Origin of the sequence: Methylobacterium sp. E-005 (assembly GCF_022829725.1) — a bacterium.
In the GTDB taxonomy this organism is placed as follows: Bacteria; Pseudomonadota; Alphaproteobacteria; order Rhizobiales; family Beijerinckiaceae; genus Methylobacterium.
In genome coordinates this window covers 1-15,800 of the sequence record NZ_JAKSYG010000069.1, presented here as the reverse complement: position 1 = coordinate 15,800, position 15,800 = coordinate 1, and the positions used below count along the sequence as shown (strand labels likewise).

Annotated in this window: 19 protein-coding genes and 3 pseudogenes; 9 read left to right on the top strand and 13 right to left on the bottom strand. The window is 63.4% G+C overall.

The features are described from left to right. Positions 1-345: pseudogene (locus tag MKK88_RS07545) on the bottom strand (porin family protein); the annotation flags it as partial. A gap of 295 nt (positions 346-640) precedes the next feature. Between MKK88_RS07545 and MKK88_RS07540 the strand changes: the two are divergent. Then, positions 641-1,067: pseudogene (locus MKK88_RS07540) on the top strand (hypothetical protein). On the opposite strand, the gene MKK88_RS07535 reads toward MKK88_RS07540, so the two are convergent. From MKK88_RS07535 to MKK88_RS07520, 4 genes are all read right to left on the bottom strand, one after another. Further along, positions 1,058-1,321, bottom strand: a complete 264-nt coding sequence (locus MKK88_RS07535) for a hypothetical protein (protein WP_243998429.1) — start codon at positions 1,319-1,321, stop codon at positions 1,058-1,060. The pseudogene MKK88_RS07540 and the gene MKK88_RS07535 overlap by 10 nt on opposite strands. A 300-nt stretch (positions 1,322-1,621) precedes the next feature. Next, positions 1,622-1,849 carry a hypothetical protein gene (locus MKK88_RS07530; protein WP_243998427.1) on the bottom strand — a complete coding sequence of 76 codons (228 nt, stop codon included), beginning with the start codon at positions 1,847-1,849 and terminating at the stop codon, positions 1,622-1,624. Positions 1,850-1,852: 3 nt separating this feature from the next. Next, the gene (locus MKK88_RS07525) at positions 1,853-2,545 is read right to left on the bottom strand and encodes a sigma-70 family RNA polymerase sigma factor (RefSeq protein WP_243998425.1); all 693 of its coding nucleotides are present in this window, start codon (positions 2,543-2,545) and stop codon (positions 1,853-1,855) included. 253 nt (positions 2,546-2,798) lie between these two features. Then, positions 2,799-3,047, bottom strand: a complete 249-nt coding sequence (locus tag MKK88_RS07520) for a hypothetical protein (protein ID WP_243998423.1) — start codon at positions 3,045-3,047, stop codon at positions 2,799-2,801. A 146-nt stretch (positions 3,048-3,193) separates the two neighbouring features. Between MKK88_RS07520 and MKK88_RS07515 the strand changes: the two genes are divergently transcribed. Further along, positions 3,194-3,547: a methylamine utilization protein gene (locus MKK88_RS07515; protein WP_243998420.1), complete on the top strand. Its 354-nt coding sequence runs from the start codon at positions 3,194-3,196 to the stop codon at positions 3,545-3,547. Between the two features lie 33 nt (positions 3,548-3,580). Here MKK88_RS07515 and MKK88_RS07510 read toward each other — a convergent pair whose 3' ends face one another. Then, positions 3,581-4,651 carry a hypothetical protein gene (locus tag MKK88_RS07510; RefSeq protein ID WP_243998418.1) on the bottom strand — a complete coding sequence of 357 codons (1,071 nt, stop codon included), beginning with the start codon at positions 4,649-4,651 and terminating at the stop codon, positions 3,581-3,583. Between the two features lie 244 nt (positions 4,652-4,895). Here MKK88_RS07510 and MKK88_RS07505 point away from each other — a divergent pair, with 244 nt between their 5' ends. Next, entirely contained in the window at positions 4,896-5,174 is a 279-nt protein-coding gene (locus tag MKK88_RS07505; RefSeq protein WP_243998416.1) for a hypothetical protein, read from the top strand. 43 nt (positions 5,175-5,217) lie between these two features. On the opposite strand, the gene MKK88_RS07500 is transcribed toward MKK88_RS07505, so the two are convergent. The 5 genes from MKK88_RS07500 to MKK88_RS07480 form a co-directional block, all read right to left on the bottom strand. Beyond that, complete coding sequence (locus tag MKK88_RS07500; RefSeq protein WP_243998414.1) at positions 5,218-5,550, bottom strand: hypothetical protein; 333 nt, start codon at positions 5,548-5,550, stop codon at positions 5,218-5,220. A 5-nt stretch (positions 5,551-5,555) separates the two neighbouring features. Continuing rightward, entirely contained in the window at positions 5,556-5,825 is a 270-nt protein-coding gene (locus MKK88_RS07495) for a hypothetical protein (protein ID WP_243998413.1), read from the bottom strand. Positions 5,826-5,829: 4 nt separating this feature from the next. Continuing rightward, complete coding sequence (locus MKK88_RS07490; protein ID WP_243998412.1) at positions 5,830-7,314, bottom strand: PAS domain S-box protein; 1,485 nt, start codon at positions 7,312-7,314, stop codon at positions 5,830-5,832. Between the two features lie 200 nt (positions 7,315-7,514). Beyond that, entirely contained in the window at positions 7,515-8,090 is a 576-nt protein-coding gene (locus tag MKK88_RS07485; RefSeq protein WP_243998411.1) for a PAS domain-containing protein, read from the bottom strand. A 19-nt stretch (positions 8,091-8,109) separates the two neighbouring features. Further along, positions 8,110-8,658 (bottom strand): hypothetical protein, encoded by a 549-nt coding sequence (locus tag MKK88_RS07480; RefSeq protein ID WP_243998410.1) that lies wholly within the window; start codon positions 8,656-8,658, stop codon positions 8,110-8,112. A 242-nt stretch (positions 8,659-8,900) separates the two neighbouring features. On the opposite strand from MKK88_RS07480, the gene MKK88_RS07475 reads away from it, so the two are divergent. From MKK88_RS07475 to MKK88_RS07450, 6 genes and pseudogenes are all read left to right on the top strand, one after another. Then, on the top strand, positions 8,901-9,446 hold the full coding sequence (locus MKK88_RS07475) for a hypothetical protein (RefSeq protein ID WP_243998409.1): 546 nt from the start codon (positions 8,901-8,903) through the stop codon (positions 9,444-9,446). Positions 9,447-9,864: 418 nt separating this feature from the next. Beyond that, positions 9,865-10,257, top strand: a pseudogene (locus MKK88_RS07470) (PAS domain-containing protein); the annotation flags it as partial. A 188-nt stretch (positions 10,258-10,445) separates the two neighbouring features. Next, entirely contained in the window at positions 10,446-11,930 is a 1,485-nt protein-coding gene (locus MKK88_RS07465) for a PAS domain S-box protein (RefSeq protein ID WP_243998407.1), read from the top strand. A gap of 299 nt (positions 11,931-12,229) precedes the next feature. After that, the gene (locus MKK88_RS07460; RefSeq protein ID WP_243998406.1) at positions 12,230-12,553 is read left to right on the top strand and encodes a hypothetical protein; all 324 of its coding nucleotides are present in this window, start codon (positions 12,230-12,232) and stop codon (positions 12,551-12,553) included. 276 nt (positions 12,554-12,829) lie between these two features. Continuing rightward, positions 12,830-13,252 carry a PilZ domain-containing protein gene (locus MKK88_RS07455; protein ID WP_243998405.1) on the top strand — a complete coding sequence of 141 codons (423 nt, stop codon included), beginning with the start codon at positions 12,830-12,832 and terminating at the stop codon, positions 13,250-13,252. A gap of 9 nt (positions 13,253-13,261) precedes the next feature. Next, positions 13,262-14,308 (top strand): HD-GYP domain-containing protein, encoded by a 1,047-nt coding sequence (locus tag MKK88_RS07450; RefSeq protein WP_243998404.1) that lies wholly within the window; start codon positions 13,262-13,264, stop codon positions 14,306-14,308. 21 nt (positions 14,309-14,329) lie between these two features. Here the strand turns inward: MKK88_RS07450 and MKK88_RS07445 are convergent, their stop codons facing one another. Continuing rightward, the gene (locus tag MKK88_RS07445; protein WP_243998402.1) at positions 14,330-14,626 is read right to left on the bottom strand and encodes a hypothetical protein; all 297 of its coding nucleotides are present in this window, start codon (positions 14,624-14,626) and stop codon (positions 14,330-14,332) included. A 501-nt stretch (positions 14,627-15,127) separates the two neighbouring features. Beyond that, complete coding sequence (locus tag MKK88_RS07440) at positions 15,128-15,352, bottom strand: hypothetical protein (protein WP_243998400.1); 225 nt, start codon at positions 15,350-15,352, stop codon at positions 15,128-15,130. Positions 15,353-15,800: the final 448 nt, after the last annotated feature.

The window sequence follows — 15,800 nt, the reverse complement described above, 5'->3', positions numbered from 1 at the left end:
GAGGTACTGGGCGTCGGCCTCAACGCCGAACACCACGCCGTTACCCGGGGTCAGCTGGAAGTTGTAGCCGATCTGGGCGCCGCCGCTGAACCCTTCCTGGTTGTTCTGGCCGAAATAGGCCGTCGTGCCGTTGCCGTACGGAGCCGGGACGGCGAAGCTCGAGGTGTTGTTGCTGCTGGCATCGAACGCGTAGCCGGCGTTGATACCGAAATAGGCGCCCGACCACGTGAACACCGGCACGGGGGTGAACACGGGCGGCGGGGCGGCGCGGCGCGGCAGATCGGCGGCCGAGGCGGCAGCGGTCAGGGCGGTGAAGGCAGCCAGCGAGGCCAGGAGCTTGGTCATCACGTAGGGTCCAAAATCCAATCTGGAGGTATGACTACCGGACGGTGAGCTAAATGGCTGTAGTTTTACCGACACACCAGCCAGCTTCGACAGCGCCTATCGTAGTAAATCATCTATGAACGCGTACTAGACAACCGCAATACTTTGCGCCGTACACGTTCGAGCGGCACAACATCCCAGAGGCGCTTTGGTTGCTACCTGGCAGTACGTTGCCTTTCGGCTGTGGCTAAGATGCTACAGAGTGGATCGGTCACTTCGCTGCAAAGTAGGCCGCTTACGACGTTCTCAGCCAACCATACCGATCCGGCCCGAGCATCGCGTCTTCTACCCGATCGACTGGGCGCAGCTCTCGGCTGTGATCCGGTTCGGCCGGGCTAAAGGCTGCTGCGAGGGCTGCGGACGGCCGCACGGGCAAGATGGTCTACCACCTCGGCGATGGCCGCTGGTGGGACGCGGATGCCGGCCGGTGTCGCGATGGCTGGGGTCTCAGGATCCGGATCGCCGCGGAAGCTGACATCCTCGGACGGGCCCGTCGGACACGGGTGGTCCTGGCCGCAGCTCATCGAGACCACGACACCTCAAACAACGCAGACGCCAATCTCGCTGCGTTCTGCCAGCGATGTCACATGATCCACGACCGGCCGGAGCATCAGCGGAGGCGCTGGCGCACGCTGTTGCGGCGGAAGGCGTTGGGCGACCTGTTCGGCGGGCCCTACGTCTGAGCCGGCTGACGCATGGCATGGGGGGCTGCAGGTATTGCCTCCTCGGCAGGTGCGGCACCTGAGCCTTCCACGATGTTGATCAGTTCGGCCTCAGTCACCAGGGTACCGTCCCGATCGTTGACGGTGATGTCCTGACGCCCGGCCGCCTTGAAATCGCGTAGCTTACGCAGCGCCCACGCCGCCGTCGGGCACTTGTAGGTGATGATGCCGTTCTTTGAAGCGCCTCGGACGACGTAGACGCGGCGCTGTTCCATCACACGTCGATCCCGGCAGCCCCCAAGACGGCCCGCTGCTTCAAGATGCCAATCCGGTGTGTGCGGATCGCGTGCTCAAGGTCAAGTATGTTGGGGTCGTTCTCCTCTTGAAGTACGGCAGCTGCCCTAGCGAGCGCGTCAATTACCTGTTCATCGAGCAGGATGTTGAGGGCAATCCTGTTCCGAAGGCGATCGCAGAAGCAACCTATGTTTGGATCCAGCTTCGACTTGAGGCCATAACCAAGCAGAATGGCTTCGGATCCGCCTCAGCGCGGTGGCAGTATCAACCGAACCTATCGCTCAGCCGTTTGAACATGGGTTCGGTGCATGCAGGCTCCAGATCGTCCGGCCATCCGGAACGGCAAGGTAGACCGCATTCGCGCCGAGAGCTTGGAAGTCCAGATCAAAATCGCGCGCTATGGCGACTGCCGCGTTGTCGTCGGCGGCGGTGATCGTGCGTTCATCGAGCGTCGGCCCGACGATGCCGTCCTGTTGTCGACAGACGGCGCGTAAGATGTATGTCCGCACGCCCTACCGCGCGTTTGCCGAGAGCATTACGGCATCGGTGCCGATCTCAGCACCGCTATAACCGAGCATCCGCGCGAGCTGGTCCCGAGCGCGCCAAACGCGGCTCTTCACGGTACCGAGTTGGCAACCTATGACCGCAGCCGCTTCTTCGTAGCTCAAGTTCTCGAGCGAGATGAGGACCAGCGCTTCTCGCATCGCGGGAGCGAGCCGATCCAGAGCGGCGCTGACATCCTGCAAGTCGAGGCGGCCGGATTGCTCCGGCCGAGCAACCATTCGGGCCGCGTAGCTCCCATCCTCGTCCTGAACCTCACGATGTTTACGCTGGCCGGTGTAGTAGAAGTTGCGCAGGATCGTGAACGTCCAAGCCTCAAGGTTCGTACCAGGCTGGAAGCTGCCTCTGTTCTTCCAGGCTCGGAAAAGAGTTTCCTGAACGAGGTCCTCTGTGGCAGAACGGTCACGGCAGAGTGAGATGGCGAAGCGACGAAGTGGAGGTACTGCGGCGAGGAGTAGCCTCTGGAATTCGGCTTCCTCGCGGCTACGGGCTGCCCCGACGGCCACGTCGAGCTTGGCGAGTAGGTCTGCGAAGCGCTTGGGAGCGCTCGCCTCAGCGTCACCTTGTTCTTCCAGCCCATAGGCAGCCGCGATCAGGCTGCCGAGATGCTGCCGGACTGGCTCCGGAAGAACGGCCTCAGGCACGACAGGTGCACTACCGTCGGCCTCCTGAAGCCCGGGTATCCTGGAAGTCGCTGTGAAGGCCAAGCCGAGATACCTGTGCTGAGTATGCTTCGTCGATCAGCGAAGTACGTACCCAAGCGGCAAAGCTGGACCAGTGCGACCAAACGCGCGCATACCCTTGGTCCAGTTCATTGGGATTTCACGACCGCATGGCCACGGATGGCCTTCGAGATCACCGAACCTTTGGCTGGCAGAAACTGCCAGCGCATGGCACCTATTCGCCATGACGATCGCTGACGCCACCGGATGCGAGATCCGGATCGACGGCGCTTGGCGCCCGGTTAGCATCGCCCAGGCGCACGCCCGCCATTCGTCCGCGATCAAGCGCTGCCCAGTTTGCCACGGCCGCGTGTCGATCCACGTCAACAGCACCGCGCAAGGCGGCCTCTGGCTCCAGCACCGCCGTGCGCACGACGGCTGCCCATTGATGCCGGCGCGGTTCACGGGCGAGATAGCGCTGCACCCGCAGGCCCTAAACTAACCTGCATTGTTTTTCGTCGCGCAGGACGATCACAACCACATGATTTCCGGTCTGAATACAAAATCTTGTGCCCCTCTTAACTTCTGTAATCCTGATTAGCACCATCAATGCAGGGTCCGGTGTATACGATGCAGCCACACAACCGTAAATTGGTATTGGTGATGCTCTTTGGGGCACTTGCATCAATCACTATGACTGGCTTGGCCACTGCGAGCCTTTCTGGATCCGATCATATCATCTCGCAGAAGGGCAAGCGCTTCGGCCCCGGGGACGTCGCACTCCACGTCGGTGAGCACATCACCGTGGTCAATGATGACAACAACTTCGTTCACCAAGCCTACGTCGATCATGAGGCGTTCGCTTTCGACTCCGGGGATATCGAGCCTGGTGACAAGGTTGTCATCACCTTCCCGACCGAGGGCGATTTCACCGTCCTATGTGGCGTTCATCCGAAGATGAAGCTCGCCGTCCACGTGCGGTAGGCGCACCTTATCGGCCCTTTCCCCGGTTGCACTTCAGATGATGGGGAGAGCTGTGAGGCCTGCATACAGAGCTTCATGGCCGACGTAGTACAGCGCCAGGAAGATCGCGAGCGCCCCGCCGAAGTAGGCCGGAGCCCACGCCGCATCGCGGACCCGGACCACGGATCGCACGTCGTCGGCCGCGATGCCAAGCAGCACGACGATGATCCCGGAATGACCGATCGCGTCGACCTTGCCGAACTCGAACACCGCCGAGACGAAGATCGCCGCCAGGATGATCGCCGCGCAGCGCCGAACGAGCGGCGTCCAGATCAGCGCGAAGGCGAGGGTGAACTCAATCACGCCCGCGGCCTGCATGAACAGTTCGGGCGTCGCGCCCATGGTCATCTGCGGCTTGGCAGCGAGCAGCGGATCCGTCCACTGCGGGTACGCCCACTTCTCGACCGACGCCCACATCAGCGTGATGGCGGCGGTCCAGCGCACGATGTCGAGCGGTCGGACTTCGAAGGGCTTCAGGTCGAGTCCCTGGCAAATCAGGTAGACGGCCACCCCCAGGAACACCGGATAATCGGCGAGGTGGAACAGGCCGTACTGGGCGGTCGCGTAGCTGAACAGGAAGACAATGCCGAGGCCGGTCAGCGGCATGGTCCGGCGCGAAATCAGGCACGCCGCCATGGCGAGCTGGAGCCACGGGATCCAAGCCACTTCCGTCTTCAGCTCCGGTGTCAGGATCATGCCGCCGAGCCCCCACACCGAGACGAGGAAGAAGCCGAGGGTGCAGCGGACCAGCAGTTCGGTATCGGTGCGGATGCGAGCGGTGACGCGATCCAGTGCGTTCATCAGGGCCGCGCCCAGCGGCGTGCCCTCGGCGAGGCAGCCCAGCATCAGGCAGACGATAGCGAGGCCGGTCAGCCACTCGAAGTCGGAGCAGAGCACCTGTTCAAGGCCGCGCGGCTGGCCAGCGACGTCGTAGGCGCAGAACCACTTCACGTGAGCGCTAGCTGAGCCTGTGCCAGCGAGGAGAAGTAGGGGCAGTGCTGCAAAGCTCGCGAGAGCGCGCGTACCCAGGCGGAGAGGATGCCTGAGCGCCGTAACCCGAACCATGATGACCTCGGAGGATAGCGCGGGCCGCAGCCCGCCTACGTATTTCCTCACAAAGTGGGGCTTTGCGCCAACGAATTATTAACCCATGTTGCACGATGGTTAATACGCTGGATCGAAGTCGAACAAGACCAATTGACTGTGTGGATCATCGTCTGTAGCCACAGGTGTGCTTACGATATCAGCAAGTTTGCATAAAATATAGGCATTTCCACCGGCGTTACTGCTAGAGCGGCCCGAGGCCACAATGAATTACGCGGAACTCCAGTCCATCGGTCCATTTGGCGAGATCCACGATCTCACGGCCGCCCTCACCGGCGCCTTCGCTGAAGACGTGGATCTTGGCCCTCGTGGGGCGCAGATCCGCGCCCTCGGGGAGTCGCTGGACAGAATAATCGAGGCGTTGCGCCTTACGCTTGTCGATCTCTGCACGCGACTGCAGGTCGAGGACGCGGACCTAGATCTCGATCAGCTCACCCGCATGGCGAAGGCCGCTCGCACCTACGGCATGGAAGATGCCGGTTGAGGTTGAGTGTTACTGTAGCTGCCGGAGGCGGTCCTGCCACGGCTCAAGCGGACCGGCTACCTTGTCGCGCAGTTAGAGCGCTCGTCCCGGCGTGCTGGATGAACAGTTCGATATAAGCCAGCCCGTTACGCGCCTCGACGCACAGTTCCGCGTTGATGGCCTCGATCCGAGCATCTCTGCTCGACGCCCGTGCCTCCAGATTGGCGAGGATCGCAAGTAGCTCGGCCCGCTGGCGTAGCAGTGTCATCAGGATCGCGTCGAACTGTGCCGCTGAAAGGGTCGGCGCACGTCCTTTGGCCAACAGCTCCGTTGCGGTTGCATCGAAGCTGGCAAGAGCGGACACCTCATCACGCTTAGACCGCAGGGGGACGATCATTCCGGTCACGTCTCGCTGAGCTTGTTGCCACCCTCGTCAGACGGATACGGTCCCTTGAGCAGGCCCGCCTTCAGGCGATGCTTCAGCTCCTCGGCTTCCGCGAGCGCCCACGCTAAATCTCGATGCGACGCCATCTGGCGGTCCAATACAGCGTCGATCCGGGCGCAGCTCACCGCGTCAGGCTCGGTCAGGTTCTCGACGGCGGCACGAAGTAAGTCCCCGAGCGCGTAGTCGAGGCTGGCCCGCACAGCGGCCTCCTCACCCATATCGTTCATGGCCTCAGCCCACCGCCCGTGCCGCTTCGCGCACCTGCTGGGTGGCGGTATCGACCTGCTCGCTCGCCCGGGCGATCGCCTCCATGCCGCCGGCGATCGTCGTCACCCCGTGCGCGGCCGTATGCATGCTGCCCGACATCTCCCGCGTCACGGCCGACTGCTCCTCGACCGCCGCCGCGATCGCCGCCGAGACCTCGTCAAGGGAACGGATCGTGCCCTGGATCAAGCCGATCGCGCCCACCGCCTCGCGCGTGGCCGCCTGGGTCGCGGTGATCTGCACCCGGATCTCCTCCGTCGCCTTGGCGGTCTGCTCGGCCAGCGCCTTCACCTCGGAGGCCACGACCGCGAACCCCTTGCCCGAGGCGCCGGCCCGTGCCGCCTCGATCGTCGCGTTGAGCGCTAGAAGGTTGGTCTGCGCGGCGATGCCCTGGATCATCGTCACCACCTCGCCGATCTGCGTGGCCTGACCGCTCAGACCCTCGACGATGCCGCCGGTGTGTCGAGCCTGCTCGACCGCCTCGCCAGCCATGCGCGCGGCGTGGCTGACCTGCTGGCTGATCTCGCCGACAGACGCCGCCAGTTCCTCCGCGCCCGAGGCCACCGCCTGGATGTCACTCGACACCTGTCCCACGATGCCGGCGGCCTCCGCTGTCTGTCGTGTGACGTCTTCAACCGCAGCGCCGATCGCGTCGAGGTCGGCGCCGATCGCCCGCTGCGCCTCGGCCCGGCGCTGGCGCTCGTGCACCTGCGCGGTGATGTCAGCGGCGAACTTCACCACCTTCAGCACGGAGCCATCTACATCCTTGATCGGGTTGTAGCTCGCCTGGATCCAGACCTCGCGCCCTTCTTTGGCGATGCGCCTAAATTCACCCGCGAAAAACTCGCCGCGCCCCAGCCGATCCCAGAACCCCCGGTAGGCCGCACCCTGCTGCTCGGCCGCATCAACGAACAGACTGTGGTGTCGACCTTGGATCTCATCGAGCCGGTAGCCGACCGCGTCGAGGAAGTTCTGGTTGGCGTCGAGGATCGTGCCGGTCGGATCGAAGGCGATCACCGCCTGCGAGCGGTGCAGGGCCGCGATCTGGCCATCGCTGTCTAACGCACGCAGCTTCTTCGCGGTGATATCGGAGGCGAACTTTACGACTTTCACGACGCGGCCTGCGCGATCAAGCACGGGGTTGTAGCTCGCTTGGATCCAGATGGCCCGGCCGCCCTTTGCCAAACGCTTGAACTCGGCGGCCTGGAAAGTGCCCCGCTGCAGATCATTCCAGAACGCCCGATACTCAGTGCTGTCGCGGTAGCGGGGCTCGACGAACATGCCGTGATGCTGGCCCTCCACCTCGGGCAGCGTGTAGCCCATGGCGTTCAGGAAGTTGGCGTTGGCAGTGAGGACGGTGCCGTCGGGCTGGAACTCGATGATGGCCTGCGAGCGGTCGAGCGCGTCGAGTTTAGCTGCCTGATCCGCGTGCGCACGCATTCCACCGAACATGGCCGTTCCCCCAAGATTGTTGTGCTACTCGACGACAAATCTGAAGGTGGTCGACCAGCGGAGCACCCCGCCGACACGTCACCTCTCGAATCATCAATTTGAGCAATACTGGTCTATAAGCGTTAACTCACTCTTAATTCGACAACGTACACCCTGTATTCGCTCCAATTATAACTCAGATTAGCTTATCAAACCAGTTATCACGATGACGTGTCCAGAAACAATACAACCGAAGCGTGCTCAAGGATGGCGAATTCGCGCAAGGCGTTGGTAAATGGATCGTCACTTATCACAACAGGTTCATAACGACCGGCCGCGCTGCCGGTGGGACGCCCGATCCGCCGGACCACCTCACGCTCAAACGAGATGAAATTCTGGATGCGACAATCGGCGGTCCGCAACGGACGGCAGTCGACTTCCGCACGATATTTGGAGCCGTCCCCGCGGTAGTTGGTCAGATAACCGTGAAAGCGCTCGCCAGCCGCGAGGGCACGATGGAAAGTATCCAGTGTCTCGCGGCGTGTCTCCTTGCCCTGCATGAAGCGTGGGATCTGCCCGATGATAGTGTTTACGTCACGCCCAACCAGCTGCCCGAACGCCAAGTCGGCGTAAACGATTGTCGGACCGGACGGTTCGATCACCGGACCTATGACGACGATGCCGACGGTGGCGTCGTGAGCCAGGGCGCGGATGAGTTCGAGCGCTGTCATCCCCAGCCAACACCGTGGCTGAGCTGATGGTGCAGCTGCTTCATTCGATGCGGCATCGTTCGTCATACCATCCGGTGGCAGACCCTCACTGCATAGCTCGCGCCGTCCTACCGCCCGCGACAATTCTCACAGGATCGCTTCGGACGAGGTCGCCCGTTGCCCCTCGGCAGCTCTTCTTCGCTTCCGCGTCCACAACCTGCCTCTGTGGATCTCCCCTATCCGTAGGGTGCATCGTTTTGCACCCTATGCCGCCTAGAAGCGCCGGGGCCGCGGATCGCCAAGATCGCCGGAGCCACTGCAGCCACTCGCGGCTGATGATGCGGACCACGTTCGGGTCGGACTTCCGGCCCTGGTGGCGGCGCTCCTGAATGGTCAGCAGCCCGTCGCCCTCGGCCAGTCGTATTGCGGCTTGTGCCAGCCGACGGCAAACTCCCGCCCGCGCGGCGATGGCGTCGAGGTAGGGGACGGCCGCCGGATCTCGCAGGTAGGCATCGATCGCTGCCACGATTTCATGACTGGTGATGCGGCCGGCCTTGCGCAGGTCGGCGACGGTCAGTTGTCCAGCGGCCATGGTCGCGCTGATTGCCCCCTGACGTTGACTTGACCGTGCGCTCTGGCCGACATGGGCGGTCACGGTCGCACCCGTTCTACCGAGTCGCGGCCACCATTCAGATGACTATCGGGGAAGACCCTGAAAAGCCAATAGCCCCTTCCCGGCAAGGAAGAGGCTGCTGGAAAAACCTGGGGCCTAGTGTGGCCGCGTGACTGCTCCCCACAGACCATGATCTCCCCTCGGGAGTCAGGCGAAAACACCGCTTTTCGCACTGGGAAGGCCTTGTCTGGACCCTAGCTGTAGCCTGCGAGGGACCGGGTTCGATGTTTCATGCCATCATGCGGTCGTCGATCGGGGACGCGCACACGCTCGCGCAGCTCGACAGCCTGTCGCGCACCATCTGGCAGGCTCACTCCGCCGAGACCGTCACGGATGCGGAGGCGCAGAGCCGCGCCGAGCTACTGCACGCCTGCAGGAGCGCTGTGCGCAAGGCCGTTGTGCCCGTTGGCATCCCGCTCGGCCATGTCACACTGTTTCCGCCCAAGCGCCTCCAGCAGGCTCCTGAGCGATCCGTAGCGATTGAGCACCGCCGACGGCTGGCCTGCTCCGGCCCGATGCCGCCCGCGCTTGCTAGCCGGTTCACCACCGGTCAACTTGCGGACCTGCGGATCGTCGGCGACGAGATGGCCCGTAACGGCGCTTGCGGGCTATGCATCGACGCCATCGCGGCGCGAGCGGGCGTCTGCCATCTGCTAGCTCAGGCCGCAATCCGGCTGGCCGAGGGCGATGGTCTGCTGACAATCCAGGAGCGTCGTCACCAGGGCCGGAAGTCCGACCCGAACGTGGTGCAGATCATCAGCCGGGAGTAGCTGCAGTGGCTACGGCGGGGAGGGCGGTCCGCAGCCCTAGCACTGTTGGGCGGCATAGGGTGCAGAACGATGCATCCTACGGATAGAGGAGATCCACAGAGGCAAGTTGTGGACGCGGAACCGAAGAACCACTGCCGAGGGGCAACGGGCGACCTCGTCCGAAGCGATCCTGAGAGGATTCTTGCGGGCGGTAGGACGGATCGAGCCATGCGGTGAGAGTCTGCCACCGGATGGTATGACGAACGATGCCACATCGAATGAAGTAGCTGCACCATCGGCTCAACCACGGCGTTGGTAGGGGATGACAGCGCTCGAACTCATCCGCACTTTGGCACACGACGCCACCATCGGCATCGTCGTCACCAGTTCGACGATCGACCCGCCTGGTCCGACGATCGTCTAAACTAACTCGGCGTTAGGGGAGCTGATCGGTCGCGACGTGAACGACGTTGTCGGACAGAGCCCGCGCTTCATGCAGGGCCGGGAGACGCGGCGCGAGACACTTGATACCTTCTATCGTGCCCTCGCGGCCGGTGAGCGCTTCCACGGCTATCTGACCAACTACCGTGCAGACGGCTCCAAATACCGTGCGGAAGTGGACTGCAGACCGTTGTACACTAGCGATGGGCGGATCGAGAACTTCGTTGCCTTCGAGCGAGAAGCGGTCAGGCGCATCGGGCGCCCGGCCGGGGGCGCCGGCGGACGCTATGAGCCGATCGGCGCAAGCAACGACATATTAACTGATGGGCTGCGCAACCTGGGTCTATTCCAACGCGCGTTAGTTGTTTTGTTTCTGGTCGCTTGCCCGTGAATACTGTTGCCGACATCTAACATAGGTAATTTTTGAAATTAGCTAACAACGGTCGCTCTTTAATTAAGCGATATTTAATATTCACGTCGTAGCTTTGTACAAGCCAAGATGCGAGGGGCGACTGTGCTGGGTTACCTGCCAGCCCCCTATCGACCATCACGCAAATAACTGCTCGGGGGAGAACAACCATGTTCGGTGGAACGCGCACGCATGCTGATCAGGCGGCCAAACTCGACGCGCTCGACCGCTCACAGGCCGTCATCGAGTTCCAGCCGGACGGCACCATCCTCACCGCCAACGCGAATTTCCTGTCCACCATGGGCTACACGCTGCCAGAGGTGCAGGGGCGGCATCACGGGATGTTCGTCGAGCCGGCTTATCACGACCGCGCCGAGTACCGCGCGTTCTGGGATGCCCTGCGGCGAGGCACGTTCCAGTCCGCCGAGTTCAAGCGTCTGGCCAAGGGCGGCCGAACCGTCTGGATCCAGGCGAGCTACAACCCCATCCTCGACCGCGCCGGTCGGGTCGTGAAGGTCGTCAAGTTCGCCGCCGACATCACCGCGCAGAAGGTTCGAATGCTCGACCTCGACGGCCAGATCGCCGCCCTGCACCGATCACAGGCGGTGATCGCCTTCGATCCGGCCGGCACGATCCTAGATGCAAACCAGAACTTTCTCGATGCGGTCGGTTACCAGATCGACGAGATCCGCGGCCGGCATCACAGCCTGTTCGTCGATGCGGCCGAGCAGCAGGGTGCGGCCTACCGGGGGTTCTGGGATCGGCTCGGACGCGGTGAATTCGCCGCGGGCGAGTTCCGGCGCATCGCAAAGGGCGGCCGCGAGATCTGGATCCAGGGGAGCTACAACCCGATTACCGACGCGGATGCCACGGTGCTGAAGGTGGTGAAGTTCGCCGTCGACATGACCGCGGAGGTGCAGGACCGGCAGCGCCGGGCCGCGGCGCAGCGTTCGATCGGCGCGGACCTCGACGCGATCGGCACGGCGGTCGAGGCCGTCACGCGGCAGACGGCCGAGGCGGCCGGGACCGTGGGGCAGGTTTCCAGCGACATCCAGGCGGTGGCCTCGGGGGGGGAGGAGCTATCGGCATCCGTCGGCGAGATTAGCCAGCAGGTCAGTCACGCCGCATGCATGGCCGGCGAGGCGGTCGAGCAGGCCCGGCACACCGGCGGCATCGTTGAGGGCCTGAGCGGGCAGGCGACCCAGATCGGCGAGGTCGTGACGATGATCCAGGGGATCGCCGCGCAGACCAACCTGCTGGCTTTGAACGCCACGATCGAGGCGGCGCGCGCCGGCGCATCGGGCAAGGGCTTCGCGGTGGTCGCGTCCGAGGTGAAAGCTCTAGCCGAGCAGACCGCCAAGGCCACCGATCAGATCCGGGTGCAGATCAGTGCAACCCAGGCGGCCACGCGCGAGGCGGTCGACGCGATCGGCTCGATCCAGGTCACGATCCGCTCGCTGGACGAGGTGTCGGCGGCGATCGCGGCGGCGGTGGAGAAGCAGTCGGCCGTGACGCGGGAGATGTCGGGCAGCATGCACACGGCCGCCCACGGAGTAGCGACGCTTGCCGGCGGCATGGAGGCGATCGCCCGAGCGAGCGAGCAGGTCGATACCGCCACCCAGCAGGTGCGCGAAGCAGCGCGTGCTGTCGGCTGAGATTATGTGCGACACGAGCGCCGTGGACGAGGAAGCCGCCGTGCGGGCCAGCTTGGAAGGTGCTCTCGGTGACCTGCTTCGTGCAGCCGTGGAGAACCCAACTGAACCCAACGCGGCGAGCTATGCCCGGATCGACGCCGTATTCGACCATCGGATAGCGCCGCATCGGCGTCTGGCCTGGCCGTTGCGGAGGCTGAGGCGTTGAAGCATCGGCTGAAAGAAGGCGTGCGCAGGCACGTCCCCGATGCTGTCGACGACGTTGCCAGCGCGAGTGCCCCCGACCTGGGTGAGGCGCAACGGTGACGGGTACGCTCATCCCGCTTCGATCCGATCGCAGCGCCGCATCCGCGCTCGCCACCGTCGATGTGACGGCGGTGGAGCTGCTGCAGGAAGGTCTTGCAACGACGTTGTCGGGCGCGCGGCTCGCCGCGATCCAGGGGGATCTGCTGGCCAAGCGCGAGCAGCTGACCGCGGAGATCGCCGATTTGCAGGCCCGCCCGTCGAGCGGTGACGCCGGGATCGACGCCGTCAACTCGCCCCTGTGCGCCGAGGCCAACACGGGATTGGCCTACATCGATCAGTTCCTCGAGCAGGTCGAGAACTGCGCCACGCGTGTCGAGTAAGGCTGGACGCCGGCACCGTCGGAAACAGCCTGCGTCAATTCGATCGCAGACAATGTAGAATTTATCTGAGGTTTAGAGGCCTCGTAAACCACCCCAGGGGCATGCTTCGTTGTATGCGGTCGCGGAGATAGCCTCGTGGTGGATCAATCGAGGATCACAACCAGGGGTAGATACTGCCTTCCAGGGGGCGAGGATGTCTCGTGTCTCGCTGACGTCTCGGCCTACGATGTCATCGAGCTGCGTCGCGTCGAGCATGGATCGCTACCCGACAGCGGAGTGCGCATCGCCTGCTACCTTGATAACATCGGACTCATCGACGGCGTCGCGCTGCACGGGTTCCCCGGCGGTTTCATTCTGCAGGTGATCGCCAACCCCGAACGACGCTCCAGGATGGAGGCGCGGCTGGCTTGGCTACGCAGCGCCAAGTTGCAAAACGACCAACGCAAAAGCGTCCGCATCGTCCCGGTCCACCGCGCGGTACAGATCAAGCTTCAGGATGCGCAAGCGGCCGAAGCGATCATCGCCGATCTGTCCAGAACCGGCGCCGCCCTACTCTTGAACCAGCGACCAGACGTCGGCTCGACAGTCACGGTGGGCAAGCGCTACGCAACCGTGGTCCGTCATACCCCCGAAGGCGTCGGCGTGGCGTTCCGGATGCCGTTTGGCCCCCTGACCTTCAACGAACACGTGATCCTTTGAGGAGCGGCAGTGTGCGAGCTTCTGCTTATCACTGACGACCTGCAGCGTGGGCAGCGTCTCGCCCGCGAGATCAGTGCGCGAGGCGTTTGCCGCGTCCACGACCTCTACGAGGACACGCTACCGCCTCAGCAGTTCGACGTGATCGTCAGTGACGTCGAACTGCTCACCTCCGACGCGATCATCCGCCTGCGCCGCACGCTGACGCAGGTCCGGGCCGGTGATCTGCCATATCTCTTCCTGAGGCACGGTAACGCGGCGCGAGCCGAGGCGCAGGCGCGGATCCTGGGCGCAAGCGCTACGGCCAACCTGCAGGAGATGTCGACTGCGCTGGACCGGTTGCGGGGTTCGCCGATCCCCCCTGCCGCACGAACGACAGCAGCCGAGGCTCGACAGTTCTTCCAGAGCGCTCTCTTCTCAGGCGGCACGATCACGCCGAACGTAGCCGATGCCGGTACAGATCTGGTCGTGCGCGCCGTCAGCGAGAGCGGTGTCTACGACTGGGTGCGGGCGGTCCGGCAGTTCGACGACGCCACACATCAGCACTGCCTGATCGTAGCGGCTCTAGCCGCCGCCTTTTCGGGCGCGCTCGGCCTGCGCACGGCCGATCGCCATCGCCTGACGAGGGCCGCTCTGCTGCACGATGTCGGCAAGATCCACGTGCCGATCGAGATCCTGAACAAGCCCGGACGCCTCAGCCATTCAGAGATGGTGGTGATGCGCACGCATGCCGCGCGCGGCCACGAGATGCTCGTCAACGGTGCGTTCGACGACGAACTGTTAGTGGCGGTTCGCTCGCACCATGAGATGCTGGACGGGACCGGCTACCCTGACGGCCTCAAGGGCTGGGAGATCCCAGACTTCGTGCGGCTGGTGACCGTCTGCGACGTCTATGGCGCGCTGATCGAACGACGTAGCTACCGGGCACCCATGAAAGGCGGGGAGGCCTACGGCATCTTGCAGGGTATGGGCGGACGATTGGACGAAGATCTTACCCGCGCATTCCAACCCGTAGCGGCGGCCTTCGATCCTTCTGCCTCGAACTGGCACGCGGCATAGTCCGAATTGCATGCGGGGGAACTACTGCACGTGAAGGGTGAGCTTCATCTTCGGATGAATGCCGCATTGGATGATGAAGTCGCCCGGCTCCTTGAGCGTCAGCGTCGCCTGCTTGCCAGGCTCCTGATCGCCGGCATCGAACGCGAACCGATCGGCCTCGATGAACGCGTGGTGGACGGCGTTGTCGTCCCCGTTGACGAGGGTGATCGTGTCGCCCCGGTGCAGGAACAGATCGGTTGGGTCGTAGTGTCTGCCCTTCAGCAGAACGATGCGGATGACACTGGAAAAGCCGGCTTGGGCCGGTCCGAGCGCAACCATCCCCGCTACGAGTGCAAGGACACCGCAGCGGAGGAGCGGAACGCGTAGATTGTAAATTGACACAGATGCAACCTGAGCAAGAACTGCATTGGTGATAGTATCTACCGCGATTATGCTCTCAGCCGCTTGATCTATGTCTGTATAAATAGCTAAATTTGATAGTGCCTCGCGAGCAGTTGGTCGGATGGGCAGCATTTATTCCAAGTACGCAATAAATCTGACACCATAGACAGCCTTACCGGGCGCAGTCGCGCTAACCGACGCCGATGGCAGCTGAAACGGCGACATCGCCCTGTGCGGCTGCTACAGCACGCATCCTACTCGAACGCGCGCCCGAGGCGTTCGCGACACCACGCGGCATGCTGCGGGCGAGCACGTGACGACAGGCGCATCCGGTCCAGTTCGCCGGGGCTCGCCCGTGAAGCCTTGGCCGGGCGGTCATGAGAGAGTCGATGCGGCGGGGGAACTGGACACCGCGAGCGCCGGTCCATGGCCTGCAAGTTAGCGGTGGCTGTCAGAACGTAGACCGAGCACGTCCAAAACCCGCTCCCATGCAGCCATATCCTTGATGGTGTCGTCCTTCTCCAGCGCCGTGATCGTTTCGGGATCTACCTGGGCCAGCGCCGCCAGGGTCTCGATCGAGAAGGCGTTACGGATGCGGGCAGCATGGGCTTGCACGGCTAAGGCGGAAGCCTGGGACGTGGGTTTGTCGTTTTGAGCACTCATGGCCGAGCGGTACGGAACCGCCCCGCGCGAAGTTTCACAGCTGCAAGATTTTCCGGGGATCCACGTATAGGACCCGCGCGGGCAGTGGGCCTTAATCCAAAGGCTGCGGGTGCGGCTTCGGCTCCCCGGCGAAGTACCGCGACAACCTCGGGCAGCCGTCGTGGGTGCGCCGATGCGCCATGGCGACGGTCCCTTGCGCTGCGTAGGATCCCTGTGTGTGCACCCGCCCGTGACAGGCCGGGCATCGCTTTTCGGCGGCACGGTGTTGGATGTGTGCCTCGATCAGCGGCATAAGCCGCCACGCACCGTTGGCCTGCCCCCTGAAAAGTGGTCCTCCCTGAGGTATGGCTTTGAGCCATGTGGAGGATGTCGTCATGGGACGGAAGAAGCATACGGCTGAAGAGATCGTTGCTAAGCTGCGGCAGGTCGATGTCTTGATCTCGCAGGG

Excerpts from the sequence above, each read along its gene's own strand:
- MKK88_RS07535 (WP_243998429.1), bottom strand. The coding sequence starts at position 1,321 with ATGGAACAGCGCCGCGTCTACGTCGTCCGAGGCGCTTCAAAGAACGGC.
- MKK88_RS07515 (WP_243998420.1), top strand. The coding sequence starts at position 3,194 with ATGCAGCCACACAACCGTAAATTGGTATTGGTGATGCTCTTTGGGGCA.
- MKK88_RS07510 (WP_243998418.1), bottom strand. The coding sequence starts at position 4,651 with ATGGTTCGGGTTACGGCGCTCAGGCATCCTCTCCGCCTGGGTACGCGC.
- MKK88_RS07505 (WP_243998416.1), top strand. The coding sequence starts at position 4,896 with ATGAATTACGCGGAACTCCAGTCCATCGGTCCATTTGGCGAGATCCAC.
- MKK88_RS07500 (WP_243998414.1), bottom strand. The coding sequence starts at position 5,550 with ATGATCGTCCCCCTGCGGTCTAAGCGTGATGAGGTGTCCGCTCTTGCC.
- MKK88_RS07495 (WP_243998413.1), bottom strand. The coding sequence starts at position 5,825 with ATGAACGATATGGGTGAGGAGGCCGCTGTGCGGGCCAGCCTCGACTAC.
- MKK88_RS07490 (WP_243998412.1), bottom strand. The coding sequence starts at position 7,314 with ATGTTCGGTGGAATGCGTGCGCACGCGGATCAGGCAGCTAAACTCGAC.
- MKK88_RS07485 (WP_243998411.1), bottom strand. The coding sequence starts at position 8,090 with ATGACGAACGATGCCGCATCGAATGAAGCAGCTGCACCATCAGCTCAG.
- MKK88_RS07475 (WP_243998409.1), top strand. The coding sequence starts at position 8,901 with ATGTTTCATGCCATCATGCGGTCGTCGATCGGGGACGCGCACACGCTC.
- MKK88_RS07465 (WP_243998407.1), top strand. The coding sequence starts at position 10,446 with ATGTTCGGTGGAACGCGCACGCATGCTGATCAGGCGGCCAAACTCGAC.
- MKK88_RS07445 (WP_243998402.1), bottom strand. The coding sequence starts at position 14,626 with ATGGTTGCGCTCGGACCGGCCCAAGCCGGCTTTTCCAGTGTCATCCGC.
- MKK88_RS07440 (WP_243998400.1), bottom strand. The coding sequence starts at position 15,352 with ATGAGTGCTCAAAACGACAAACCCACGTCCCAGGCTTCCGCCTTAGCC.